This is a genomic window from Pseudoalteromonas sp. CO342X (assembly GCF_004208915.1).
Taxonomy (GTDB): Bacteria; Pseudomonadota; Gammaproteobacteria; order Enterobacterales; family Alteromonadaceae; genus Pseudoalteromonas; species Pseudoalteromonas maricaloris.
Map to the genome: position 1 here is coordinate 35,802 of NZ_SGPH01000039.1, position 24,602 is coordinate 60,403.

Below are 24,602 nucleotides of genomic sequence, written 5' to 3' on the forward strand. Positions count from 1 at the left end.
TGAAATACAAAGAAGGCGTTAGTGCCTCTTTTATTGGTTAGTCACTTTGCAGCGCTTCGATTGGGTCTAGCTTTGAAGCCTTAATGGCTGGATATACCCCAAATGTTAAACCGACTAAAGCACAAATACTAAAAGATAGGAAAATAGCACTTAGAGACCAAGACACCGCCCAATTTGAGTAAAATGCAATTATCTCTGAAAGTAAAATACCAAACACCACACCGAGTAGTCCGCCTAATATCGAGATGGTAAAGCTCTCTGTAATAAACTGGACTTGAATATTTTTCCGAGTGGCGCCTATTGCGCGTAATAAGCCGATTTCTTTAGTTCGTTCAAGTACGGTTGCGAGCATGATATTCATAATACCAATACCACCAACAAGGAGTGATATACCAGCAACGCAAGACATGACCATATTAAAAATAGCCTGTGTTTGTTTTTGCTGAGCAAGCAAAGCGGCGGGAATGGTTAGCCTATAGTCATCGATATCACTATGGCGATTGGTTAAAATGTTAGTGATAGCTTGAGATGCCAAAATTGGACTCTGAGATTTGTCGATGGCAAGTTTTAGTTCGGTAACCTCTGGCTCAAGTAGTCCTTTATTAAAGCGATGGATAGCGGTTGTTAGCGGAACAAAAATACGGCTTTGTTCACCTCCTAGAGCAACACCTTGAAACTCCTTTTTGTTTAGGTGTGGTGCCTGCAAAATGCCAACAACCTCAAACCACAAATGGTTAATTTTTACCTGTTGCCCAACAGCGCTCCCGAGGGGAAATAGGGTTTTTGCGGTATTTGCACCAAGTAACGCAACCTGCCTATATTCCTTGCTATCTTCAGTATTTAGTGGGCGACCCGCCGCGAGTTCATAATGCGCAAGGCTAAAATAGTTTGCTGTTACGCCCGCGGCTTCGCCTTCAAAGCTGCCGAATTCGCTAAATATCTGGTAGGTATCCACCAGTCGCTCAGCCGAAAAGTCGGTCACAAATGGCAGGGCGTCGACAATCACTTGGCCGTCTAATAGATTAAGACCTTGCGAGTGTTTTCGTTGTTCTTTTAGGTCATTCTCTTCAATGTCTTTGGCGCTGACAATAACATTATTGATCCCCATAGAATCGATCATTTTGAGCGCTTCGCGTTCTGCACCTTCACCGATGTTTAACATAGCAATAACGGCACCCACACCAAAAATCATCCCGAGCAAGGTCAATAGTGTTCTGAGCTTATGTTGCTTTAATTGCACAATGGCGTCGGTAAATAAATCTAAATATTTCATTACAGTTCCTTATTCGCGACGAGTGCAATTTGTTGCTTGGGAGACAAGCCTGTCAATACTTCAGTATGGCTTAGGTTGCTTTGGCCTAATTCCACTTTTACGCGTTTAAACTGGCTACCGTCTTTAACTTGAACAAAAAATGCGTTGTTATCATTGATCACGCTATGTTTAGGCACGAGTAACGCTTGTTTATTTTCTTGGACAAATACCGTAGCGAGTACTTTGTTGCCCGGCTTGAAATGGGCTGGAGTCTCATCAAGGCTCGCAATGATCTCATAGTATTTTTGTGGATCTCCACGACGAATAGATTGTGGGTAAGGTGATACTTTTGTGATTTTACCATCAAAGCGCTCATCGCTATTGGAGAGCAGGGTAAACTCAACCTTTTGGCCAATCGCAAGGCCAAGCGCTTCTTTTTCATGAACGAAAAGCTTAGCTTGCAGGGATGAAATATCTGGTAACCCGCCGATCTTTTGCCCAGGCCATAGCGCTTGGCCTGATTTGGGTTTTTCGCCACGCCAATCGGCACTGAGGGTAAGTAAGCCATCGTGTGGCGCGATGACTTCAAGACCTTCTAAGTTTGCGTTGTACATCGCAATTTTGCTTTCATGCTGTTTTGATTGCAGTTTTAACAGTTCCATTTCTCCAAGAGCTGAAGATGAAAACTGCTCTGTCTGCCAGCCAAAATAAGCCTCTTTTGCATTGAGATATTCAACATTTTGCATTTGATCTAAAATGTCGAGCTTTGAGCGGATCCGTTCATCGTCAACTGAAAAGGTCTCGGCAAAGTGTTTCTCTTCACTTACGATAACCTTGTCGCTATCCAAATGGGACTTTCTCGTGGTTAAATCACTATCGGTGACTGTGATATCTTGTGCGACTTTGCCTTTGTCGAATTCACTAAAGCGTTTTCGTCTTTCTAATTGGCTACCATCGAAGCGTGCAATAACATCGCCTTTTTTCACCTGAGTGTACTCAGGCATGATCCATGCGAGCGTCTGAGCCCCTCTCGCCGAGGTTGGCGCGGATATAACGGTTTCACTTGCGGCTTCCAATTCGCCTTCTGCCTCCACTGTGATCGAAAATGGCTTCGATTCTACGGTATATAGTAGTTGCGCAGGCTGTTCAGTTGCTTCTTGGCAGCCAAGTAACCAAAGTGGGACAATGACTGCGAGTAATATTTTTTTCATAGCTTTACCTCCGCGCCTTGGCTAATTCCAGAAGAAATCACGGCAAGTGTCGGTGTGGTATAAGAGACGGTGACTTCTTTTTCTCCGCTATTTGTGTCTATAAACACTTTACCCGCACTTTGTTTTAACGCGTTTAATGGCACGGTTAAGGCGTTATCAAGTTGTGCTGTCATTATTTCTACACGAGCGGTCAAGCCTGGCCGCAGCTTTTCGGGATCGACTTTGTCCAGCTCAATAATAGCATCAACAATGCGGCTTTTATCTTGATGCGACTTTTCTCTAAAAGCTTTTCCTATTTCAACGAGTGTTCCGCCGATAACATAACCGTCGGCGCTGTCTATGGTAACTTTGACCTTTTGCCCCAATGTAATCCGTCCAAAATCGGCTTCTTTAATTTGTGCTTTTACTTGCATTTGCTCAATAACTGATAGCTCAACAACAGGTTGACCAAACTGCATGGACTCGCCAACACTGGGCTTTTCACCTTCCCAGTTTGCTCGATATGCAACTAACCCATCCATTGGCGCTTTTACTTGTAAACGCGCTATATCACGTTTTAGCTCTTTTACTTCAGCATCCGTTCGTGCAACCTTGCTTCTTGCCATTTGGATACTCAGCTCTTTGTTATCTAGGTGAAAAGCGAGTTTACTGCGGGCAAGCTCTAAATCATTGGTTGCAATGGTGAAGTCGATTTGCGCTTTTTTACGATCGTTGTCTGAGCGTGAGTTATCTATGATCTCTGCGCGTCGTTTTGCCTTATCAAAGTTCATTTGCGCTTCAGCGAGTGCGAGTTTGTATTCTTCTTCTTGCTTCTCGACTTGAGCTTGCTTATTTTCCAGTTCTTTTTGCGCTTGGCTTAGCTTCGAATTGTATTCCATCAAGCGATCTCTAACGGTCTGATCGTCAAAAGAAACAACAATTTGGCCTTTTTGGACCGTGGTATTTTCAGGCATTAACTGCTTTATCTTGTATTGCCACATACGCTTGATTGAAGGAGGGGCTATCAACGCTCGGCTTTTTGATTCTAATTCACCATTCGCTTCTATTGTAATAGTGATTGGCTGCGTCTTAACAATATGTATATCGCTGGGGGCCGGACTACAGCCAAGTAAATAGAGTGGAATGATGGCTGCCAGTAACTTAACTTTCATTTTTCTCTCCTGGCAAAGTTATGCTTCCGCTCATGCCCGGTAGTAGTGGCAAATCGGTGTTGAATGTGAATTTAGCTCGGTAATACATGCCTTGGCCCCAGTCTTGGCGCTTTTCAGGTTGTGTTGATAGCTCAGTGAGGGTACTTGGCGTTGATGAGGAGCGAAAGGCGTCAAATTTTAAATCGGCGGTTTGACCCTCTTTAATGCCAATAGCATCTACCTCATGGATCCATGCTTCTAGATACAGACCCGCTGTAGAAGGGATTTCTGCTACTTTCCAACCCGGTTGTACAGTTGCGCCAGCAAACAACTTGTTGCCATTCCAAGGGTGATCAGCATACAGAATAGGGCCGTTATTACTGGCCGTTAGACTCATTTTCTCGAGCTGCTCTTGGTTGTGCGTGAGACTTGCTTCTAACCGTCTTATTTCCAGTCGCTGTTTCTGAGTATTTGCTTTTGCTTCAGTTTCAGCCTTGCTTAAACTTATTTCGGCTTTATGATTTTCGATAATCGCTTTTTCTAACGTCAGCTGGTATTGCTCGTAGTCGTAGGTGCTGATATTGGCCTTTGGCACGCTAGCATCTATCTTGGCTCTTTCTACGAGCAAAATGGTTTTTTTCAGCTGAAACTGAGCTTCTAGTACCTTTTGGGCGCCGTCTTGCTCAATTCTTTTGTACTCATCTTTTGCAGCATCGAGCGCTACTTTATCTTGGTCGATTGAGGTCGCGATAGAGCCTGAATCATAGACGACGACGATGTCACCCTTATTAGCAACTTCACCTTCGGGCAGCATCCACTGGATTTGAGTCTTCCAAGAGTCGCTCATCGGCGCGTGAAAGACCTGAGTTTCACCTGCTTTAATAACACCCGAAACGATAATTGGTTTGGCAAAAGCCTGCAAAGAGGTGAGCAGGGCGATGCTTATGATATAGCTGCGCATTGGCTATCCTCCACTTTCTCGCCATCTTTCATTCTGATGATACGCTCGGCATATGCCGCAATATCGTCTTCATGCGTTACCATTACAATCGTGTGGCCTTGATGGTGTAGCTGACATAGTAATTCCATGATCTCATGCGAGGTTTTACTATCTAAGTTGCCAGTTGGTTCATCGGCAAAAATGACTTTTGGCTCATTAATGAGTGCCCGTGCAATGGCAACACGTTGGCGTTGTCCGCCAGACATTTCGAAGGGTTTGTGATGTGCTCTGCTATCAAGACCTACTTTTTTTAGCATGGCAAGTCCGCGACTTTTTGCCTCTGATGGGGAAGTCTCAGTGTACCGTAGCGGTAAGATGACATTTTCCAGTGCGGTTAGGCGAGTAAGTAGATGGAATGTTTGAAAGATAAAGCCAATTTTTTGATTTCTAATTTGTGATAAGGCTTCATCTTCCACTGCCTGAATTTCTTGATTAGCAAGATAGTAAGAGCCGGAAGTTGGAGAATCTAAGCAGCCAAGTATATTCATTAAGGTAGACTTTCCAGAGCCAGAAGACCCCATTACTGCGACAAATTCACCTTCCATTACTTCTAGAGAAACTGATTTTAGTGCATGCACTTGGGTTTCTCCGCTTCCGTATACTCGGCTTAAGTTTTCGACCCGAATCATCGTAGATTATAATCCCTTGTTTTTATTATATTTTATTCATGGTTCAGAGGTGTTTAGCCTTGTACCTAAATTTGAGTGTAACTGTTGTGTAGGATAGAGTAAACCGAGTAGGTACTAGACGAAAAGAGAATAAGGTAAAAAGTTGTTTCTGAATACTGCGGATTACAGAAAGTGCCTAACAAAATTGGCTGTTAGGCACTTTGTTCGCAAGGCTATACCAATTTGCTTAATTAGGCTCTACCCAAAACGCGCCAACCTCTTTTTTAACCACTTTGACTTGTGTTCCTGCAGTAATAGGTTGTTTACTTTTTAGTTGCCACGCAATACCAGAATAAGTATGAAAAATACGACTATCCGCATTCAAGTCCTTTTCTAGCGTAAAGGTAAGCTCAGCAAAATCACTGGTTACTTCTTTGTTGTCAGTGACATCTTGCATGCGTCTTAGTGGTTTCCATAAAAACACAGCCAATAATGTAGTGACTAACGCATTAAACCAAAGTGCAGTCAGCCAAGTTTGGTCAAGCATGCCTGCGTACATTAGACCACCGCTGATCACCAGCGACAGACCCAAAAAGAACAGTACAAAGGTCGCAAAACCAAGCACAGCAACCTCAACAATTAGGCAAGCAATTCCTAGTACTACTAAGGTTTGTGCTAAATGCTCAAGTAAAAAGGCCATAGGTGTTACCCTTGCTTTTTATTTAATGTATTAATAATAGACATGCCTTGTGCCACAAGCGAACTTGCATCTGTGCCATTGTCTGGTAGCAATACCACAGAAGATTCTTTGGCTATTGCTTCTTTTGCTGCAATGGCTTTTGTCGCTAAGTCAAGCTGGATAGCTTTTTGACCTTCTTCGGTATTTGCGGCTTCACCGACTTTACGAAGGGCTTCGGCTTGTGCGTCTGCAACGGCAATAATCGCTTTTGCTTCACCTTCAGCTCTTAGGATCTGCTCTGCCTTTTCGGCTTCAGCTGCAAGCACCTGCGCTTGCTTCTTACCTTCCGCGACATTGATTGCGGCTTGACGGTCACCCTCTGACTCTAGTATTTGAGCTCGTTTCACACGCTCAGCCTTCATTTGTGCTTCCATTGCTTCCATTACTGAGTTTGGTGGCACAATATCTTTAATCTCGTAGCGCAGTACTTGAATACCCCAAGGATCAGAAGCTGAGTTGATGGCGGCGACGATGTTGGTATTAAGTAAATCTCGCTCTTCAAAGGTTTTATCCAACTCCATTTTACCTAGTTCGCTACGCATGGTGGTTTGCGCGAGCTGAGTTACCGCGAAGATATAATCGTCAACACCGTAAGTCGCCTTATACGGATCTAAAACTCTAAAATAAAGTACACCATCAACAATCAATGAAATATTGTCTTTAGTTATGGCTGATTGAGATGGTACATCAACGGCTTGCTCCTTTAAGCTCCTATCGGAGGCTACGCGGTCGATAAATGGCAGAATAAAGTTTAGGCCGGCTTCTTTAGTGGATTGATACTTACCGAAACGTTCAATAATCCACGCTCGGTTCTGCGGGACAAATTTGATACTCCCTTTTAGTACCACAATAACGAAAATCAATAAAAACGCTTGGATGGTAAAAAGGTAATCAAAAATAAGTGTGACTGGATCCATGTTAGCTCTCCTACTACATAAGAATTGTTCGCATCAAATGCATGTTCCCAATATAGATGAATAACGTGAGAATAGCTATTGGTTTGTTTCCCCCTCAGTGTGTCTATGATGACTGGACTTTTTGGGCAGTTTTGCATGTGGTTTTTAAAGAAGTGTATAAATCATATTTATATTTAGATGTGACTAAAAAATATCGATTATTCTTCTGTTTCATAATGATATCGCTGTCATTTTTTTGGTTTGAGATGTAATTACCTCTTTCTTTGTAATTAAATATATTGATTTATAACTCGGTTGATAACATTGTGTTGACAAGTTTTATTTGTTGTATATTATGCTGTACCCTATATGGGTTTGGAGGATTTTGCTACTGTGTTTGATAGAATTATAAAGACAGTGTCTTTTTGTTTTTTGTTCTCCTTGTTTAGCTTTTCTGTTAATGCACTTAGCTTGATTGAAATTAAAAAGGTAGAAGATGAAATTCGAGAGTTGCCACATCTTTCAGATCTTGGCTTGAATAAAGTACCTGGAATTGTTGTTAAATTAAATAAATTTGAGGTTTATTTTAACTCCCTTAACCCACTACAAAATGACGCTGAGCTGCTTAAAGAGGCTATATTTAGCTGTAAAAATGCTCTAGCAAATCATGTTAATCAAGCAAAATTGTACTCCGTACTACAGCAAGAAATGATTGATTTATCAGAAGGTACGAGTAGTTTATCATTAGTACAAAAAAGTATCATGATAAATATTCTCCTTGCCGGGCCAACAGCAATATCTTCTCAATTTCACTCTGATTATATTAACAGTGACGAAGCTGGTGGTATACGGCTTCGAGAAACACTCATGTATTTTACGCTTCATCCTAAAGCTAGTGTTAAATCAAGAATTAGTTTAATGGCAGATGAAAGCGTTCATCCTATTTTTAGAGGTCCCGCGAGCTGGGCATTTGGCAAACTATTCGCTCAAAATGATCCTGATGCAATTGCTTAACTATCAAAAGCGCTAAATCAGTCAATTGGGGACGACTTTGGCTTCGATAGTAAGTTATTAACGTTATTAGGGCTAGCTGAAATAGCTGACTTTGATTACATCAAATCAAATTATTCAAATGTTGGATTAGGGGATGAGTATCTCGCTATTGCCGAACGTTATATAAAATTAAAACGCGACTTATCATCAGATAAAGATAAACTAATTGAATTAAACTTTAATGTTAAAATGGGGCAGTATGAAAGAGATGAAGCCATAAAGTATATATTGGAGAATAACAAAACGAACCTGCTTTCAAAATTAGGTGTTTTGTCTGATGTGGAAAATGGAACCTTTGTGATTGAAGAAGTCTCTCAACTGGCTAGTATTCTTGGTTATCGAATTTCTGGCAGTTCAGATAATCCTGTAATTACGGCTATCTAGTATATTATTTTATGATTTACTTTATGAAGAAGTATTTAACGTTTGGTCACAGTTTTCTGTGTATTTTAGTCCTAACGCTCACTGGTTGTAGTGTATTTGATAAGTCCTTTGGTTTTAGAGGCCCGATAGTTGTAACAATAGCAACCAAAGATGGTAAACAGCCTGAAGCGCCATTTTTAATTAAATCTTCGCATGTTGAGGTTGGGGGTCATGGGGGAAGTGGACTGAAAAGGGACTATCTTTATGAAAGAATTGGCGATGCAAACCAACCTATTTTATTTCCAAGGGAGCACTTAGATCTCAAATATCCTAATGCTTATGCGCTAATCCACTTCAAAGTGCGCCATCCTATGTACAATACTAAATATTCAAGTGCATATTTTGCCCCAAGCAAAGCTGATGACCCAATACCCTTTACAGTTGAAGTGGTTCCGCTGGAGGCGGTTTTGGCTCGAATAGAAAAAGAGGCTGAGCGCGCGAGCTTGGCGATGGAGCAGCTCGCACCGGATAGCCCAGAATATTATCGCCAGAGTTCGTTATTTGAAAAGGCTAGGCACAGTTTAGGAACTTTGGTATCACGGCATATTGATTTCATAAAAACCGACTATTTACCAGTGCTTCCAAAAGAAATACAAAAAGCGGTGAGAGAAAAATATAACCCGATATTTAAAGAGCTATATTATCGCTATCCAGAAACCGAATGTGGGCTTTTGATGTATTGCCAAGAACAATTAAAAAAACCAAGAGAACACGAATATAATGGACTATAAAAAGGTGGGTGTTGTTGATTTAAATATTTATATTGATTGTGGGGGGTAATCGAAGAAGTCTCTCAACTGGCTAGTATTCTTGGTTATCGAATTTCTGGTAGTTCAGATAATCCAGTGATTACAGCTACCTAGTATATTATTTTATGGTTTACTTTATGAAAAAGTATTTAACGTTTGGTCACAGTTTTCTGTGTATTATAGTCCTAACACTCACTGGCTGTAGTGCATTTGATAAGTCCTTTGGTTTCAGAGGCCCGATAGTTGTAACAATAGCAACCAAAGATGGTAAACAGCCTGAAGCGCCATTTTTAATTAAATCTGCGCATGTTGAGTATGGAGGTCATGGGGGAAGTGGACATAGAATGGGCTATCTTTATGAAAGAATTGGCGATGCAAACCAACCGATTTTATTTCCAAGGGAGCACTTAGATCTCAAATATCCTAACGCTTATGCATTAATCCACTTCGAAGTGTACCATCCTATGTACCATATTAATTATTCGAGTGCAGGTTTTGCCCCAAGCAAAGCTGATGACCCAATTCCCTTTACAGTTGAAGTGGCTCCGCTGGAGGCGGTTTTGGCTCGAATAGAAAAAGAGGCTGAGCGCGCGAGCTTGGCGATGGAGCAGCTCGCACCGGATAGCTCAGAATATTACCGTCAGAGTTCGTTTTTTGAAGAGGCTAGATACAGTTTAGGAACTTTGGTATCACAGCATATTTATTCCATAAAAACCGACTATTTACCAGTGCTTCCAAAAGAAATACAAAAAGCGGTGAGAGAGAAATATAACCCGATATTTAAAGAGTTATATTATCGCTATCCAGAAACCGATTGTTGGAATTCAGTAACCTGCCAAGAGCAAATTAAAAAACCGAGAGTATACGAGTATAAAGGATTATAGGCCAAAGTGTATAATATGACTTGTTTATTCTACTCTTTGAGGTCTCAAGAGAGCAGTGTACCAAAAGAGCGTTGTAAGCAAGGGTGTATCACCACCCCCCAAATCTTGGCCAAAACTCGATATCATCATAACTTAACACATGATAGCCCGAGTGCTGAGCAGCTGTTGCACATGCATGATTTGGTAAAATACGTAGTAGGTCACCATGTTTCACGTCTGGTAAGGTGAAGCCGGGTTCACATTCAATAACGCCATGTTCTTGATTTGCTGAGGTTACTTTGAGCCCAGGCAGCAAATTACCCGCTTGGTCACAGACGAGGCCATAGCCGCAATCAAACGCTTGACTCGCGGTACCTCTGTCTCTTGAAAGCGCCATCCAGCCTGCATCTATAAAGAGCTTATTTTCACTACGTTTGATACCAGTGACACGCGTTAGCACGCTTAGTGCAATATCCTCGATGTCACATATGCCGATACCAGCCATAACAAGGTCGAAGAATGTATAGACCCCAGCTCGCACTTCAGTGATCCCATCGAGGTTTTGCGTTGACAGTGCTGTTGGAGTAGAGCCAATACTCAGCACTGTTGTGGTGATCCCTGCCTCTTCCAGCATGGACGCGGCAGCCACAACTGCTGAGCGCTCTTTCTCAGCAAACTGTATTAGCTGCTCGGCCGTGCTACACGCGTATGAGCCACCGGCATGCGTTAGTAAACCCCGATATAAACCACTGCTTTCCAGTATGGTTGCGATGGTCACGATTTCTTTGTTTTTAGGGCTAAGTCCTGCGCGATGTCCGTCACAGTCTATTTCTATCAAGCAAGGAATCGTGCACTCATTTTCCGAGCAAAATTGCGAGACAAGCATGGCTTGTTCCATACTGTCAAGCAGTATGGTTAGGTTGACACCTTGGTTGATTAGGGCTAGAACGCGTTGTAGCTTATCTTCTGTGATCCCCACCGCATAAGTGATATTAGTGTAACCTTCCGCTGCAAATGTTTCTGCTTCTTTTAGAGTGGAAACCGTACATCCCGCTTGTTTGTCGGCCAAAATATAGCTTGCGGCTGCAATGGATTTTACCGTTTTCAAATGTGGGCGAAGGGCCACATTAAAAGCATCAAGATGCTTTTCCATACGCGAAAGGTTATGTAAAAAAGCAATTTTATCAACAACTAAACATGGTGTTTGTAAGGATCCTAATGTCGTAAACATAGCTCAATCATACTCCTATAAGTTCTATTTCCTGTCGATTGCTTGGGGACCAGACGCGTTCACAAGCGTGTGTTTTGTTAAGCCAAATAAAGTCTGTATGTTCATCTTCAGCAAGTACCACACTGATCCCTGACGGTACTTGGATACTAAAAACATGCTCAGTGTTTATGGTAACACCCGGCTCATAACGATGGCGCCACTGCGGTCTTATAGTGTATTGATTCGTTTTATTATGCGAGTGGATGGTGATCCCAAGCGCCGCGGCGTCAATACCGGTCTCTTCTTTTAACTCTCGATACGCGGTAGTGATTGGAGTTTCACCGGGATCTACTCCCCCAGTGACTGATTGCCAAAAGTGTTTATCGTCTGCTCTTTGTAATAGCAAAAACTCATTATGCTCGTTGTATATTACGACCAATACCGAAACGGGTTTACGTAGCGCCGACATGGTTTACATCAAATCAGGAACATGTGCTTTGAGTTTAACCAGTTGAGTTGCACTCGGCAATTGGTATAAAGCTTAGATGGCGAATTTTGGACAAAAAAAAGCAGGCCATCTGGCCTGCATAAAAACTCCAATAGCAACAAGCTGTGCCAAGGAAATCCCAATAATGCCAACATCCCAGTCGGCAAGCTCTACTTCTCGGGAGTTCAATTGTGACTTTAGGCACGCCTAGATACGCAGGTAAAAAGGTGCAGCCCCAAAGGAACGAGACCAATGCTAATGTAATGTTTAGTACTTGTAAACTAAAAATTGAAAAAAATAGTTTAAACGGATTTTTTTTGCTCACTTTGAAATATAAAGCTTCTAAAATGATGGAATTACAATCGATGTAACTATTTGTTATTTATCTGGTTGATAAATCTTGTACCTTTAATGGTTTGAGAGTTGTTGCAATTTTGTATCCATTCTGTATGTTAATGAGTTGTACAACATGTAACCTAGGAAAGGAAAAATGAAATTAACATCAGCAATTATCGCAACGTCATTATTGGCAACCAGTGTCGCAGTAAACGCGGCGATCCCTTATAAAAACGAACAGTACCAATTTACCCAACCAAGTGGTGAGGTGATCACTCTTATTCTTAATGGTAATACATACTTTGCTCAGCAGCGCACACTTGACGGCGAGCTTGTGGTGTATGATGCCTCACTTAAAGGCATGGCTTACGCACAGGTATCAGTCGATGGTGAGCAGCTTATATCTACAGGTAAGCTTGTGACCAAACGCAACAAGCAAGGCATACAACGTCAATCATTAAATGCTATGCAGCAAGGACTATCCTCAACTGCTATTGCAAAAAAGGTAAAAGCGGCGCAGCAGGTAATGTTGGGTCAAAACCAAACATCTGCCGACTTGGTACATACGCATCAGTTTGAACGCAATAACAATGAAACGGCGTTGAATGCCGAGATCAGCGGTCAAGTAAAAGGGTTAACCATCATCATTGATTTCCCTGATGAGCGCGGCACTATCACAAAAGCGCAAGTTGAGCGTTTTTTAAATGACCAAAATTACAATGAATTTGGTAACGCGCAGTCAGTAAGAGGGTATTTTTCGTCGGTCTCTGGTGGCAAGCTCGATTATACCAATACGGTAACGGCTTATTACACCGCAAAGAAAAACAAAGCGTATTATGCGGATAGTGCATTAAGCTCAACGGTACGCTCGCAAGAACTTATAAAAGAAGCGCTAAATTGGCTTGAATTTCAACAGGGATTTGATTTTAGCTCGCTGACTACAAATAGTAGTGGGCAGATCCGTGGATTAAATATTTTTTATGCTGGCAACTCTGATAGTGCATGGTCTAAAGGTCTGTGGCCACACATGGCAAGACTCAGTCCACGTTTTTGTGCTGATAGCGTGTGTACCGATCGCTATCAAATCACGGATATGGGAAATAGCCTTGCAATTGGCACCTTTGTACATGAGTCAGGTCACTTAATCACAAATTGGCCCGATCTTTATGATTATGACGGCAGCTCTGAGGGCTCAGTCGCAAGTTTTGGCGTTATGGGGTTTGGCGCGATTGGTGCTTCCAACCGTTTTAAGCCGACGCCACCTGTCGCACACTTTAGAGCCATAGCTGGTTGGGATACGGTAACTGAACTTAATCCAGCCATAAATGCTAATGCCCCAACGGGAAGGCTCAGTCATACTTCGGGCGCTAATAGCTCATATAAATGGACCAACCCAAGTAACACAAATGAAGCCTTTTACATTGAGGCTATTCATCAATCGGGACAAAACTCAGAGCAACTCGATTCTGGCTTGGCTATTTGGCACGTTGATCCCGCGGGCAATAACTCGAATGAATGGTATCCGTATATCCAAATGGAGCATGGTGATGCCAAACGAGATCCTGAAAATGGTCGCAACCGTGGGGATAATGGCGATTTATTTGATGTGGCAGGAGAGTTTAGCGCCACACTGCCGAATGCGTTGAGTAGCAAAGGGACGAATGCCCTATGGTGGAATGGAAGCGACTCTGGCTTGTCCATCAGCAATATTTCTGATCCCGCTACAGAGATCCAATTTACCGTAAGCGGTAGTACAACCCCACCACCAACGGGAGATGTTTACACTGGATACTTAGCAGACAAGCAACAAGCCATACAACCTGACGGCAGTTGGTTTCAGTACAGCGGTGGCACAATAGCACTTACTTTAGAGGGGCCAGCGAACGCAGACTTCGATTTGAAACTCGAAGCTTGGCAAGGTGGAGCATGGCAACAAGTTGCCATTTCGGAGACGCCAACCTCACAAGAGTCAATTAACTATACGGCAAATTCAGGTTATTACCGCATTTTGGTTTACTCATACAGCGGTGCGGGTGACTACCGTCTAACGGTACAGAAGTAGCTATCCTAAGCACTGGTTAGTCAATACAATTGATATAATGCCAAGTCGCGTTGCTTGTGTGATCAGCGCGCGGCTTGTTTTGGTGCGTATGTTAGAACGCCAAACTCCACTTTCTTATCTATAATTCATACTTTATTACCAAAACTATGATAATAATGCAGTCATGCATATTGTTTGTTACGGAATAGCTTATGAACTTTTTTCGAAAGCCAAATCAAGAAGTTGAAAATTTGACCGCTGAACTCAACCGTGCTCGGGCATTACTTTCTGCGATTGATGAAGCGGTCGCAAAAATTGAATTTACACCCGATGGTCAAATAGCTGCAGTCAATCAACATTTTCTCGCTGTCGTGGGTTACACAGAGGCTGAAGTGATAGGACAGCACCATCGTATTTTTTGCCACAAGGACTATGTAAACTCTTCAGAGTATCGTAGTTTCTGGGCAAGCCTTCAACGTGGCCAAGCTCAGTTTGGTAATTTTGAGCGCTTTACCAAAAAAGGTGACGTGGTTTGGCTTGACGCTACCTATTTTCCGGTTGAAGAAAATGGCAAAGTCACCCGTATTGTTAAAATTGCGAATGACATCACAGCAGAAAAGCTCACTATCAAAGCACAAGAAGCGATAGCTAACGCACTCAATAAGTCCATGGCAACCATAGAGTTTACACCCGAGGGCGTTATTTTAGATGCAAATCCAAATTTCACGGCAACTGTGGGCTATAAGCTCAGTGAGATTAAAGGTCAGCACCATCGAATGTTCTGTGACGACAGCTTTTACAAAGAGCAGCCACATTTTTGGCAAGAGCTAGCAAAAGGCCAGCATAAAAGTGGTCGCTTTCATCGCTTAGGTAAGCATGGCGAAGATATTTGGATAGAAGCAACGTATAACCCTATTTTTGATGAACATGGCAAAGTCATTAAAGTGATAAAGTTTGCAACAAATATCACGGCGCGGGTGCAAAAAGCGCATCGAGTCGCAAAAGCTGCTGAGGTTGCGCAGGTGACATCAGAGCAAACCGAGCAAATCGCGGCCCGTGCGAGTTTGCTGCTGCAAGAGTCTGTCAGTACCTCTGGACTTATTTCTAATCAAGTACAAAGTGCAATGGCCGCAATAGCACAGCTTAATGAACAGTCAAAAGGGATTTCGGCAATTGTGTCTACCATCAGTGCGATTGCAGAGCAAACTAACTTGCTTGCGTTAAATGCAGCGATAGAAGCTGCCAGAGCGGGCGAGCAGGGAAGAGGGTTTGCGGTGGTAGCCGATGAAGTAAGAAGCTTGGCAGCACGTACTTCGCAGTCGACCAACGAAATCAATGATGTGGTAAATCAGAATGAAGTGTTAACTAAAGAAGCCACCGCACTGATGAATACGGTGTCTGAAAGCACAGAGCTTGGTCTTGCACAAATCGATGAAGTGAATAAAGTGATGAATGAAATAAAGCAAGGCGCAGAAAACCTCACAAATACGGTCAAAGGATTGTCAGAATAACCTAAAGATCGCCGCATAAAGCGGCTCCCACCAAAAGCTTGAATATGGTGTAGGAGCGGGTTTACCCCGCGATCTTTACGCTTGCAATCGCCGCGTAAAGCGCCTCCCACCAAAGGCTTGAATATGGTGTAGGGGCCGGTTCACCCCGCGATCTTTACGCTTGTAATCGCCGCGTAAAGCGGCTCCCGCCAAAAGCCTGAATATGGTGTAGAAGCGGGTTCACCCCGCGAGCTTTTCCCCAATAATCGCCACATAAAGTGGCTCCCACCAAAGGCTTGAATATGTTGTGAGAGCGGGTTCACCCAGCCAGCTTTTCCCAATAATCGCCGAGTAAAGTGGCTCCCACCAAAGGCTTGAATATGGTGTAGGAGCGGGTTCACCCCGCGATCTTTTCATCAAGATCGGCGCATAGAGCGCCTCCCACTGCAACATAATGTGAATGCTTTATTTTTCAGCGATTTGCCATACTGCAACTGAGCCGGAAATTTCATTACCGATCACCAATAAGGCTTCGCCAGTTGCACTTTTGTCGGCAGGAATAAATGCCATGCCCTCTGGGGCTAAGTCGCCACTGATTTCGGCATCTTCAACTAATCCGCGGTTGTAAAAATAATCTTCAAACTTAACATCGTAAGGGTTGGTGATATCGTAAACCATGATACTACCCATACGCTCTAAGCCAACGAATGCAAAAGTGCGTTCACCAATTTGACCTAGCGCTAGGGCTTCCGGCTCTGGGCCTTTTGCATCGGAGCGCGTATCGCCTTCATTGGTGTCTTCATCATTGTTAAATTGTGCGCCATGCACGGAGGCTGTGATCCGCTCGATTTGATCGCCTGAGTCGAACACCACAAGGCCGTTGCTATCCCAAATGGTGAATGAACGTGCACCATAGGTGTACAGCGCTTCATATTGGCCGTCATTATTTTCATCGCCTTTCACCGTTGTGACTTTAAGGCGACCAATGTCGTCATCGTCATTATTAAGATAAGCAAAGTTGCTTGCTAAGGTAAGATCTTCGGCACGGCTCTCATCAATGTACGCTAAACAGCCATCGTCTTTATCGTAATCTAGGCCACCTTTCGCGGTACAGTCGGCTTCATCGGCAGCATCAAAAAAGTATTCTCTACCATCACCTTCATTGGCAGAGACAATAAAGTTAGCGCCTTTCCACGTGTAGCTGGAGATAGTGTCTGGCTGATACATGCCGTAAAGACCGGGATACTTTTTAAAATTGATCTTTTTATCTTTATCCGAGGCATCTATGGTGTAATTAGACCAGTCTTTGAATCCCAAACCGACTAAATTAAGGCTATTGTCACTGAGATCTACAATAGCGAGTGCGTTGTTTTCTTGAATTGAAACATAGGCGAAGCGGTTGTCTTTAGAGATGGTGACATATTCCGGTTCTAAATCCATCGCAACTGTCGTATTAATAAGTTTGCCATTGATAGTGCGACCAGTTGGATTGGCGAAGACAATGCCTTGTGCTTCTAGCTCAGCTTGCTTGGTGTTATATGCGCTAAAGTTTAATTGTGTTGCTGTATTTGCAACTACGCCGTTTGTAATGTTGATAATGCTGATGCTACCTTCAGGATCAACGCTGTAGTCACCTGCGGGTTCCCCTTCATTTGCGACCACGACTTTGCTGCCATCATGAGTAAAGGTAACCATATCAGGTAGTGCACCCGCCGTTACATTTTTAACAAAGGCCGGAGTTGCACCTGAGATATCATAAAAAGCGATTTGTCCTGTGTCACCCGTAGTCTTGGCAGCCATTGCAACTGCCAATAGTTGGTTGTTTTCGTCAACTGCAATACTGTTTGCATCGCCGGGGGTATTGTCGTTTAAGTTGATTGTCATGGCTGATGTTAAATTTGTAGCGGTAATAACACCTTCATTATTTTTGACCAGAGCGGCCGTATCAAAGCTGGTTGCTGGAATAACTTCAACCACAGCGGTACTGCCTGAACTATTAATGGCATATATCCATTTTTTGGATGCTTGGTAAGCGACAATTTCAGCGGCGCCTTCAGGGCTTTCTGCATTAAGCACTGCGCGTCCTACAAGACTTATTTCAAGCACGCTATTGGCGTTAGTGCCATTGGTTCCGTCTTGTCCGTTTGCTCCATCTTGGCCGTCGGAGCCATTTGTACCATTTTGACCATCGTTACCATCTTGTCCGGCAACGCCTTGTTGCCCTTGCGAGCCTGTGGCGCCATCGTCACCATCAAGCGAACAACCTGTGAGAAGAGCAAGCAAAGAGAGCGCGATAAGTGAGTGCTTAAACATAAAATACCCTGATTATTATCGTTAAAGCAGCTACTTAATCACAAAAATATGACTCTTATATGGCAATGAGGTTTCACAATTATTGTGAGAAATTCATTGATATCACTGAGCTGAATGTAATGCCATTCAAGCGTTAGTATCATCGGTATCAATGGATGAACAGGCAAAAGTTGGTATTGCAGTTGGCGCAATTAGGTACAGACAAAAAATATACAATAATTTTGCAAATTTGATGAACTTTTATTCAAACCTGTTCGTAAGGGTTAGCTATGGGTGACAAAAGTCATTCTTTTTAACCGAGTCTACAGGATGAGTATAATGAAAAAGTTTATAGTAAGTGCCAGCCTCATGCTTCTTATGGCATGTAGCGATAACGACGATAACGATACTGTTACACCTCCGCCACCGCCGCCAGCCCAAGAGTTTTCAGCGACTAAGACCTTTGAATTGATGTTATCAGGAAAGCAAGAAGTGCCGATGAATACGTCAATGCAAACCGCTTCCGCAACAGTGGAGCTTGATGAAAATCTGATGCAATTCAGAGCAACACTCGACTACAGCGACGTCGAAGGTTTTAGTGCTGCACATATTCACGATGGTGATTTGGGGGCGAATGGCGATGTGGCATTCGCCTTTGAAGCTTCAGATGATAATAAGGTGAGTATTCCAATCACAGATCTGTCTGAGGATCTAATTGAGGATATGTTGGATGGTGATTGGTATATCAATCTACACACCGAAGCCTTTCCAAACGGCGAGTTACGCGCTCAGATTGTGCCTGACACGGTAAGCGTGATCACGTTCAAATTAGATGGCTCACAACAGGTGCCAATGAATGAAAGTAGTGCCATGGGGTATGGTTATGCGTCATACGACAGCATCGATGGCGAGCTTTACCTTCGCGCGGTCACTATGGACGTTGATGATGCCACAGCAGCACATATTCACACTGGCCGCATTGGTATGAACGGCGATGTGCTTGTGGTGTTAGAGCAAGACGACGAAGTGATGACAGACTGGGTAACGCCAGATGACACGATGATCGACGAAGCGATGTTGAACGTTTTGCTCTCGGGTGGACACTACGTTAATGTTCATACGCCAGAGCTAGCAAATGGTGAGATCCGCGGCCAAATCCTGACGGACAATTACGCAGTTGCGACATTTGACTTATCCGGCAAACAGGAAGTGCCAGCAGTGTTAACAATGGCATCCGGTGATGGCTATGCCCTTGTTAACACTGATAACTATGAAGTAGAGCTCAGAGTTGTCACTAGCGGTGTTGAGGATTCAACGGCGGCACATATTCATACTGGCCGGATCGGCATGAATGGTGATGTTTTAGTTGGCCTTGAGCAAAGCACCGATGATATGAATGTATGGATGACGCCAGACAACACTATGATCAATGCTGAGATTTTTGCGGTACTCGCATCAGGTGGTCACTATGTTAATGTCCATACTCCTAGCAACCCCAGTGGTGAGCTACGTGGCCAAATTCTTACCAGCAATTATGCACTTGCTACATTTGCGCTTTCAGGTCAGCAAGAGGTTCCTGCGGTATCGACAATGGCGTCAGGGGATGGCTACGCATTGGTTAACATGAACGATTATGAAGTTGAACTTCGTTTAGTGACAATGGGTGTTGAGGACGCAACGGCGGCACATATTCATACCGGTCAGATCGGCATGAATGGTGATGTTTTAGTTGGCCTTGAGCAAAGCACCGATGATACGAATGTATGGATGACCCCAGACAACACTATGATCAATGCTGAGATTTTTGCGGTACTCGCATCAGGTGGTCACTATGTTAATGTGCATACACCAGCAAATGCGAGTGGTGAACTCCGTGGTCAGATCCTCACTGACAACTACACTTTGGTAGCGTTTCCATTGAGTGGCGAGCAAGAAGTCCCAGCCGTTACAACCACAGCCACAGGTAGTGGATATGTTTTGGTAAATCGAAACGGCTTTGACCTTGAATTACAAGTCCTCACCTCAGGTGTTGCTGATGCAACGGCTGCCCACATACATACCGGTATTGCTGATGAAAACGGCCCTGTGTTATTGGCATTAATGCAAGATAGTAGTGATGCCAATCGCTGGATGGCTCCGGCCAATGCAGCATTGACAGCGGAAATATTTGCGATTCTGGCAGGCGGTGGTCACTACGTGAATGTGCATACACCAGCAAATCCAAGTGGTGAGTTAAGAGGCCAAATAGTTAATTAACCTGAGGTTTGGATAAGGAATGTTCCAACTCATTGTTTCTAAAGAACAACTTAGTTTTTTCCTTCTCTAGCCAGAGAGTTTTAGGGAAAACACCGCTTCCGCGTCCTGCTCTCGCTAAGGTACCTACATCCTGTAGGCAAGGCGAATTTACGCACCAATAGCTGGCTATTGGAAGTGAATTCAACGCAGTTAGCGCTAAAACTGGCTGCTAGAAAGGCATTAATTATCCGCAGCTCAGGTTAATTAATCGCTTAGATAATTATCTCGCATCTAAGAGTCTGTTAAGTGCAGGCTCTTTTTCTTTATATTCAAATTACACAACCATTATCCAGTCAGGGGAGTTATATTTAGTTAAAAAGATGTAACAAAAAAATCATGATTTGTTCCCGTAATCGTAATGCAAAGCCTCTAGCGTAAGCCTTCTTTAAAATAATAATGGTAATACAATGAATAAGATAAGCGTTTGTTCTGCGATCGTAGCTGCATTATTACTGAGTGCATGTGATGATGATTCTGTGGAGGTTGTACAGGTTGAAAAGCCGGTGATCACAACGGAGACTGAAATAAAAGTCGTTGAAGTTCCGGTAATTGTGGAAGTGCCAGCAGGTAGCGCAAGTGCCATGCAAGTGGGCACACGTCCTGATTTCTTGATTCAAGATATGGAAGACAGTGCACTCAAAACCAAACTTGAGCAGTGTGCTAACGGGCCTTTTTATAAAACAGACTTTTCAATTGGACACCGTGGTGCGCCAATGCAGTTTCCTGAACACACCAAAGAATCTTATATTGCGGCGGCTAAAATGGGTGCTGGGATTTTAGAGTGTGACGTTGCCTTTACCAAAGACAAAGAGCTGGTTTGTCGCCACTCACAATGTGATTTACACACTACAACAAATATTTTAGCAACGGATTTAGGCCAAAAATGTGCAACACCATTTGTACCAGGCGATCCTGAAAATGGAATTGCAGCCCAAGCTATGTGTTGTACCAGCGACATTACTTTGGCTGAGTTTAAGACATTGAAAGGTAAAATGGATGCCGCAAACTCAATGGCCACAACCGTAGAGGAGTATATGGATGGCACGGCAAATTGGCGCACCGATTTATATTCGAGCCGTGGCACTTTAATGACCCATGCCCAGAGTATTGAGTTATTTAAAAGTTTAGGCGTGAAAATGACGCCAGAGCTGAAGACTCCGTCAGTCGCTATGCCTTTTGACGGTTTTACACAAGAAGCCTACGCACAAAAAATGATCGACGAATATAAAGCTGCAAATGTAGATCCAAAAAATGTCTGGGCGCAGTCATTTAATCGTGACGATGTCGTCTATTGGATAAAAGAAAATCCAGAGTTTGGCGCACAGGCAGTGTATTTGGACGACAGATACGAAGCGCAAGCGGTAGACAATGAAACTATGGTATCAGCAGAGCAAATCGTGCATAACCCAGAGCTACTGTCACCAACGATGGAAGAGCTTGCAGCGGATGGTGTTAACATTATCGCACCACCTCTTTGGATGTTACTAACCGAAGAAGGAGGGGAAATCGTACCCTCACCTTATGCCAAAGCTGCAAAAGCAGCAGGGCTTGAGATCATCACTTGGACACTAGAGCGCTCTGGTCACCTAGCCAGCGGCGGTGGTTGGTACTATCAAAGCATCAACGGCAGTCTGTCAGGTGCGGCGATGATAGATAATGATGGCGATACCTTTAAAGTGCTAGATGTATTGGCCAAAGAGGTTGGCGTAATCGGCGTATTCTCTGATTGGCCAGCAACGACCACTTACTATGCAAGCTGCATGGGCATGCCTGCCAGTATTTAAGCTGCGTTTATTGTGGTTGGGGCGGATTTACTCCGCGATCTTGTCTTTAATGATCGCCGCTTAAAGCGGCTCCTACCAAGGGTTTGAATATGTCGTAGGAACGGATTTACTCCGCGATTTTGTCTCTAATAATCGCCGCGTAAAGCGGCTCCCACCAAGGATTTGAATATGTGGCAGGAGCGGGTTTACCCCGCGATCTTGTCTTTAATGCTCGCCGTACAAAGCGGCGCCTACCAAAGGTTTGAGTATATGGTAGGAGCGGGTTCACCCCGCGATCTTTTGATTTGGTTCTCACAGTTATTATGTCAACTCCGTTTGTTCCTAATTCTATGCTAGAAGAATTTCAACCCCTGCACTAGTCTTTATTGTGAACGCTTCAATAAAGGCTAGAATCATGAAGTTAAACTCTATCCGTATCCTCATGACCACTATCTTCGGTGGCATTATTGTTTTTGTCGTCATCGTTACCTTATTGGTTGTTAACATGTACAACGCCTTGCTTGATTTTGAACAAATGGCTGACAACCGCTATAAAGCCTATCAACTGGCCGACGAATTAAGACAAAGCTCCGACGATTTAACGCGCTTAGGCAGAACCTATGCGGTAACTGGCAACGATAAATACGAAAAGATGTATATGGATGTATTAGCAATTCGTAATGGCGACAAGCCAAGGCCTGAAGGCTACCATAAAATTTATTGGGATCTGGTGCTTAACTATGGTGAGAAACCAAAACCAGACGGTCAGCGAGAAGTATTACTCGATGCCATGAAAGCGGCGGGCTTTAGCCAAAAGGAGCTCAACTACTTAAGTGAGGCACAAGCCAATTCCGATGGCCTTGTTGCATTAGAAGTCGAAGCCATGAACGCCGTAAAAGGTAAGTTTAAAGATAGTGCTGGTAAGTACACCATTCAAGGCGAGCCCGATTTGAACAAAGCGGTTAAGCTTACTCACAGTGATGATTATCATCGCTATAAAGCCAACATCATGAAGCCAGTTGAATCGTTTTTTACTGAACTTGAAAACCGCACCAAACAAAATGTTGTACAGGCCCACAGTGCTGTAGAGTCTTATGTTTTGTGGGCTATGATGATGTTAGTGATAACCGTATGTTTCAGCTTATTCGGCGTATACTTGGTTCGTCGTCGTATTGTGAAACCAATTGAGTTACTTGGTAGAACTTTTGAAGAGATAGGTAGTTCAAACGATCTTAGAAAAACGGTAGACGAAAGCGGCGCGACAGAGATTAAAGCGGTGGCCAATATCGTAAACCGTATGCTCAATAGCTTTAAAAATACAGTCACGAATATCGGCTCAGCAGGTGGCGCGATGTCACAATCTTCCAAAGAAGTGGCGCATTTTATTCGCAGTAATAAAGAGATAAGCGAAGAACAAAACGCCCGTCTTGAAACCATCGCCACGGCTGCGGAAGAAATGACCGCAACACTCAATGAGGTCACGTCCAGTACAGTGAGTACCGCAGATTATGCCAATCAGGTTGAACTTGAAGCACAGCGGGGGATGGAAGTGATGTCGCAAACCAGTCAGCAATTTAGTGATTTGTCAGTGCGCTTTGACGAAACTGCGAATATTATCTCTGAGTTGACTGAGCAAAGTGACCAAGTGTCAAATGTAGTGAGCGTTATCCAAGCTATTGCAGAACAAACTAACCTGCTTGCATTAAATGCAGCCATCGAAGCGGCAAGGGCGGGAGAGCAAGGCCGCGGTTTTGCTGTTGTTGCAGATGAAGTAAGAACCCTTGCACAAAGAACCCAAAAATCCACCGAAGAAATTCGCGATATCATCAACCAGCTGCAAACCAAAGCGGGGAGTGCGAATACCGCCATTCAGCAAAGCCAGCACCAAGTGCAAACGACGGAAGAGCAGGTGATGGTATCTTCCGAAGTGCTCGATAGTATCTTTGAAGCGGTGAGCAAAATCAAAGACTTGACTCAAGGTGTCGCCACCGCCTCACAGGAGCAGTTATCGGTAACCGAAGACATTAACACTAATATCAATGGTTTGAGTGATATTTCTAAAGAAGCGATTAAGCGGATGAATGAGTTTATGGCCATTGTTGAGCAGTTAGAGCAAACCAGTCATCGGCTCAACGACAATGCAAGAGAGTTTACTGTTTAGCTTGTAGCAAGCGCTTTACGCGGTGGTCTCTTCTTTACTGATCGCCGCATAAAGCGGCTCCCACCAGGAGTTTAAATGGTAGGAGCGGGTTCACCCCGCGATCTTGTCTTTAATGATCGCCGCATAAAGCGGCTCCGACCAAGGGTTTGAGTATGTGGTAGGAGCGGATTTACTCCGCGATTTTGTCTCTAATTATCGCCGCGTAAAGCGGCTCCTACCAAGGGGTAGAGTATGTTGTAGATGCGGATTTACTCCGCGATTTTGTCTCTAATTATCGCCGCGTAAAGCGGCTCCCACCAAGGGTTTAAGTATGTTGTAGGAACGGATTTACTCCGCGCTCTTTTCTCTAATAATCGCCGCGTAAAGCGCTTCCTACCAAGGGTTTGAGTATATTGTAGGAACGGATTTACTCCGCGCTCTTTTCTCTAAAAATCGCCGCTTTACGCGGCGATCTCTTCATAAGCAGAAAAAAGAAAAATCAAAAAGCCTATAACGCCCCTTAAATATGATTTAAATCAAAAATGCAAATGAGATTAATTATCAATGTTTTTGACTTTTGTTCAGTTTCCATTTAGAGTACGCGCCAAAATTTACTTTAATGCA

General features: G+C 43.5%; 19 protein-coding genes. 9 read left to right on the forward strand and 10 right to left on the reverse strand.

Annotated features, from left to right (window positions below):
* Positions 1 to 37: 37 nt before the first annotated feature.
* The 7 genes from EXT47_RS18335 to EXT47_RS18365 form a co-directional block, all read right to left on the reverse strand.
* Positions 38 to 1,273 (reverse strand): ABC transporter permease, encoded by a 1,236-nt coding sequence (locus EXT47_RS18335; RefSeq protein ID WP_130127250.1) that lies wholly within the window; start codon positions 1,271 to 1,273, stop codon positions 38 to 40.
* Positions 1,273 to 2,463, reverse strand: coding sequence for an efflux RND transporter periplasmic adaptor subunit (locus EXT47_RS18340; RefSeq protein ID WP_130127251.1), 1,191 nt, complete (start codon positions 2,461 to 2,463; stop codon positions 1,273 to 1,275). Before EXT47_RS18340 ends, EXT47_RS18335 begins: the two co-directional genes overlap by 1 nt.
* On the reverse strand, positions 2,460 to 3,614 hold the full coding sequence (locus tag EXT47_RS18345; RefSeq protein WP_130127252.1) for an efflux RND transporter periplasmic adaptor subunit: 1,155 nt from the start codon (positions 3,612 to 3,614) through the stop codon (positions 2,460 to 2,462). Before EXT47_RS18345 ends, EXT47_RS18340 begins: the two co-directional genes overlap by 4 nt.
* The gene (locus EXT47_RS18350; RefSeq protein WP_130127253.1) at positions 3,604 to 4,554 is read right to left on the reverse strand and encodes an HlyD family secretion protein; all 951 of its coding nucleotides are present in this window, start codon (positions 4,552 to 4,554) and stop codon (positions 3,604 to 3,606) included. The genes EXT47_RS18345 and EXT47_RS18350 overlap by 11 nt, the downstream gene beginning before the upstream one ends.
* Complete coding sequence (locus EXT47_RS18355) at positions 4,536 to 5,222, reverse strand: ABC transporter ATP-binding protein (protein WP_039491805.1); 687 nt, start codon at positions 5,220 to 5,222, stop codon at positions 4,536 to 4,538. The genes EXT47_RS18350 and EXT47_RS18355 overlap by 19 nt, the downstream gene beginning before the upstream one ends.
* A 226-nt stretch (positions 5,223 to 5,448) precedes the next feature.
* Positions 5,449 to 5,901: an NfeD family protein gene (locus EXT47_RS18360; RefSeq protein ID WP_017218224.1), complete on the reverse strand. Its 453-nt coding sequence runs from the start codon at positions 5,899 to 5,901 to the stop codon at positions 5,449 to 5,451.
* Between the two features lie 5 nt (positions 5,902 to 5,906).
* Positions 5,907 to 6,857 carry an SPFH domain-containing protein gene (locus EXT47_RS18365; protein ID WP_010377916.1) on the reverse strand — a complete coding sequence of 317 codons (951 nt, stop codon included), beginning with the start codon at positions 6,855 to 6,857 and terminating at the stop codon, positions 5,907 to 5,909.
* Positions 6,858 to 7,229: 372 nt separating this feature from the next.
* Here EXT47_RS18365 and EXT47_RS18370 point away from each other — a divergent pair, with 372 nt between their 5' ends.
* From EXT47_RS18370 to EXT47_RS18385, 4 genes are all read left to right on the forward strand, one after another.
* A complete protein-coding gene (locus EXT47_RS18370; RefSeq protein ID WP_130127254.1) occupies positions 7,230 to 7,850 on the forward strand; it encodes a hypothetical protein in 621 nt (206 codons plus the stop codon).
* A gap of 228 nt (positions 7,851 to 8,078) precedes the next feature.
* Positions 8,079 to 8,273, forward strand: a complete 195-nt coding sequence (locus EXT47_RS18375; RefSeq protein WP_130127255.1) for a hypothetical protein — start codon at positions 8,079 to 8,081, stop codon at positions 8,271 to 8,273.
* A gap of 23 nt (positions 8,274 to 8,296) precedes the next feature.
* Entirely contained in the window at positions 8,297 to 9,043 is a 747-nt protein-coding gene (locus EXT47_RS18380) for a hypothetical protein (RefSeq protein WP_130127256.1), read from the forward strand.
* Positions 9,044 to 9,198: 155 nt separating this feature from the next.
* Complete coding sequence (locus EXT47_RS18385) at positions 9,199 to 9,945, forward strand: hypothetical protein (RefSeq protein WP_130127257.1); 747 nt, start codon at positions 9,199 to 9,201, stop codon at positions 9,943 to 9,945.
* An 88-nt stretch (positions 9,946 to 10,033) separates the two neighbouring features.
* Here the strand turns inward: EXT47_RS18385 and EXT47_RS18390 are convergent, their stop codons facing one another.
* Complete coding sequence (locus EXT47_RS18390) at positions 10,034 to 11,155, reverse strand: alanine racemase (protein ID WP_130127258.1); 1,122 nt, start codon at positions 11,153 to 11,155, stop codon at positions 10,034 to 10,036.
* 7 nt (positions 11,156 to 11,162) lie between these two features.
* Positions 11,163 to 11,603: a dihydroneopterin triphosphate diphosphatase gene (gene nudB / locus EXT47_RS18395; protein ID WP_039491786.1), complete on the reverse strand. Its 441-nt coding sequence runs from the start codon at positions 11,601 to 11,603 to the stop codon at positions 11,163 to 11,165.
* 508 nt (positions 11,604 to 12,111) lie between these two features.
* On the opposite strand from nudB, the gene EXT47_RS18405 reads away from it, so the two are divergent.
* Positions 12,112 to 14,019, forward strand: coding sequence for a M6 family metalloprotease domain-containing protein (locus EXT47_RS18405; protein WP_130127259.1), 1,908 nt, complete (start codon positions 12,112 to 12,114; stop codon positions 14,017 to 14,019).
* A gap of 191 nt (positions 14,020 to 14,210) precedes the next feature.
* Entirely contained in the window at positions 14,211 to 15,509 is a 1,299-nt protein-coding gene (locus EXT47_RS18410) for a PAS domain-containing methyl-accepting chemotaxis protein (protein WP_130127260.1), read from the forward strand.
* A gap of 444 nt (positions 15,510 to 15,953) precedes the next feature.
* Here EXT47_RS18410 and EXT47_RS18415 read toward each other — a convergent pair whose 3' ends face one another.
* The gene (locus EXT47_RS18415) at positions 15,954 to 17,801 is read right to left on the reverse strand and encodes a choice-of-anchor I family protein (RefSeq protein ID WP_130127261.1); all 1,848 of its coding nucleotides are present in this window, start codon (positions 17,799 to 17,801) and stop codon (positions 15,954 to 15,956) included.
* Positions 17,802 to 18,119: 318 nt separating this feature from the next.
* Between EXT47_RS18415 and EXT47_RS18420 the strand changes: the two genes are divergently transcribed.
* From EXT47_RS18420 to EXT47_RS18430, 3 genes are all read left to right on the forward strand, one after another.
* Positions 18,120 to 20,036 (forward strand): CHRD domain-containing protein, encoded by a 1,917-nt coding sequence (locus EXT47_RS18420; protein WP_130127262.1) that lies wholly within the window; start codon positions 18,120 to 18,122, stop codon positions 20,034 to 20,036.
* A gap of 446 nt (positions 20,037 to 20,482) precedes the next feature.
* On the forward strand, positions 20,483 to 21,859 hold the full coding sequence (locus EXT47_RS18425; protein WP_130127263.1) for a glycerophosphodiester phosphodiesterase family protein: 1,377 nt from the start codon (positions 20,483 to 20,485) through the stop codon (positions 21,857 to 21,859).
* 394 nt (positions 21,860 to 22,253) lie between these two features.
* Positions 22,254 to 23,999, forward strand: coding sequence for a methyl-accepting chemotaxis protein (locus EXT47_RS18430; RefSeq protein ID WP_039491770.1), 1,746 nt, complete (start codon positions 22,254 to 22,256; stop codon positions 23,997 to 23,999).
* Positions 24,000 to 24,602 lie beyond the last annotated feature (603 nt).

Coding starts and splice junctions, on each gene's coding strand:
- EXT47_RS18335 (WP_130127250.1), bottom strand. CDS start 1,273: ATGAAATATTTAGATTTATTTACCGACGCCATTGTGCAATTAAAGCAA.
- EXT47_RS18340 (WP_130127251.1), bottom strand. CDS start 2,463: ATGAAAAAAATATTACTCGCAGTCATTGTCCCACTTTGGTTACTTGGC.
- EXT47_RS18345 (WP_130127252.1), bottom strand. CDS start 3,614: ATGAAAGTTAAGTTACTGGCAGCCATCATTCCACTCTATTTACTTGGC.
- EXT47_RS18350 (WP_130127253.1), bottom strand. CDS start 4,554: ATGCGCAGCTATATCATAAGCATCGCCCTGCTCACCTCTTTGCAGGCT.
- EXT47_RS18355 (WP_039491805.1), bottom strand. CDS start 5,222: ATGATTCGGGTCGAAAACTTAAGCCGAGTATACGGAAGCGGAGAAACC.
- EXT47_RS18360 (WP_017218224.1), bottom strand. CDS start 5,901: ATGGCCTTTTTACTTGAGCATTTAGCACAAACCTTAGTAGTACTAGGA.
- EXT47_RS18365 (WP_010377916.1), bottom strand. CDS start 6,857: ATGGATCCAGTCACACTTATTTTTGATTACCTTTTTACCATCCAAGCG.
- EXT47_RS18375 (WP_130127255.1), top strand. CDS start 8,079: ATGGGGCAGTATGAAAGAGATGAAGCCATAAAGTATATATTGGAGAAT.
- EXT47_RS18380 (WP_130127256.1), top strand. CDS start 8,297: ATGAAGAAGTATTTAACGTTTGGTCACAGTTTTCTGTGTATTTTAGTC.
- EXT47_RS18385 (WP_130127257.1), top strand. CDS start 9,199: ATGAAAAAGTATTTAACGTTTGGTCACAGTTTTCTGTGTATTATAGTC.
- EXT47_RS18390 (WP_130127258.1), bottom strand. CDS start 11,155: ATGTTTACGACATTAGGATCCTTACAAACACCATGTTTAGTTGTTGAT.
- nudB (WP_039491786.1), bottom strand. CDS start 11,603: ATGTCGGCGCTACGTAAACCCGTTTCGGTATTGGTCGTAATATACAAC.
- EXT47_RS18405 (WP_130127259.1), top strand. CDS start 12,112: ATGAAATTAACATCAGCAATTATCGCAACGTCATTATTGGCAACCAGT.
- EXT47_RS18410 (WP_130127260.1), top strand. CDS start 14,211: ATGAACTTTTTTCGAAAGCCAAATCAAGAAGTTGAAAATTTGACCGCT.
- EXT47_RS18415 (WP_130127261.1), bottom strand. CDS start 17,801: ATGTTTAAGCACTCACTTATCGCGCTCTCTTTGCTTGCTCTTCTCACA.
- EXT47_RS18420 (WP_130127262.1), top strand. CDS start 18,120: ATGAAAAAGTTTATAGTAAGTGCCAGCCTCATGCTTCTTATGGCATGT.
- EXT47_RS18425 (WP_130127263.1), top strand. CDS start 20,483: ATGAATAAGATAAGCGTTTGTTCTGCGATCGTAGCTGCATTATTACTG.
- EXT47_RS18430 (WP_039491770.1), top strand. CDS start 22,254: ATGAAGTTAAACTCTATCCGTATCCTCATGACCACTATCTTCGGTGGC.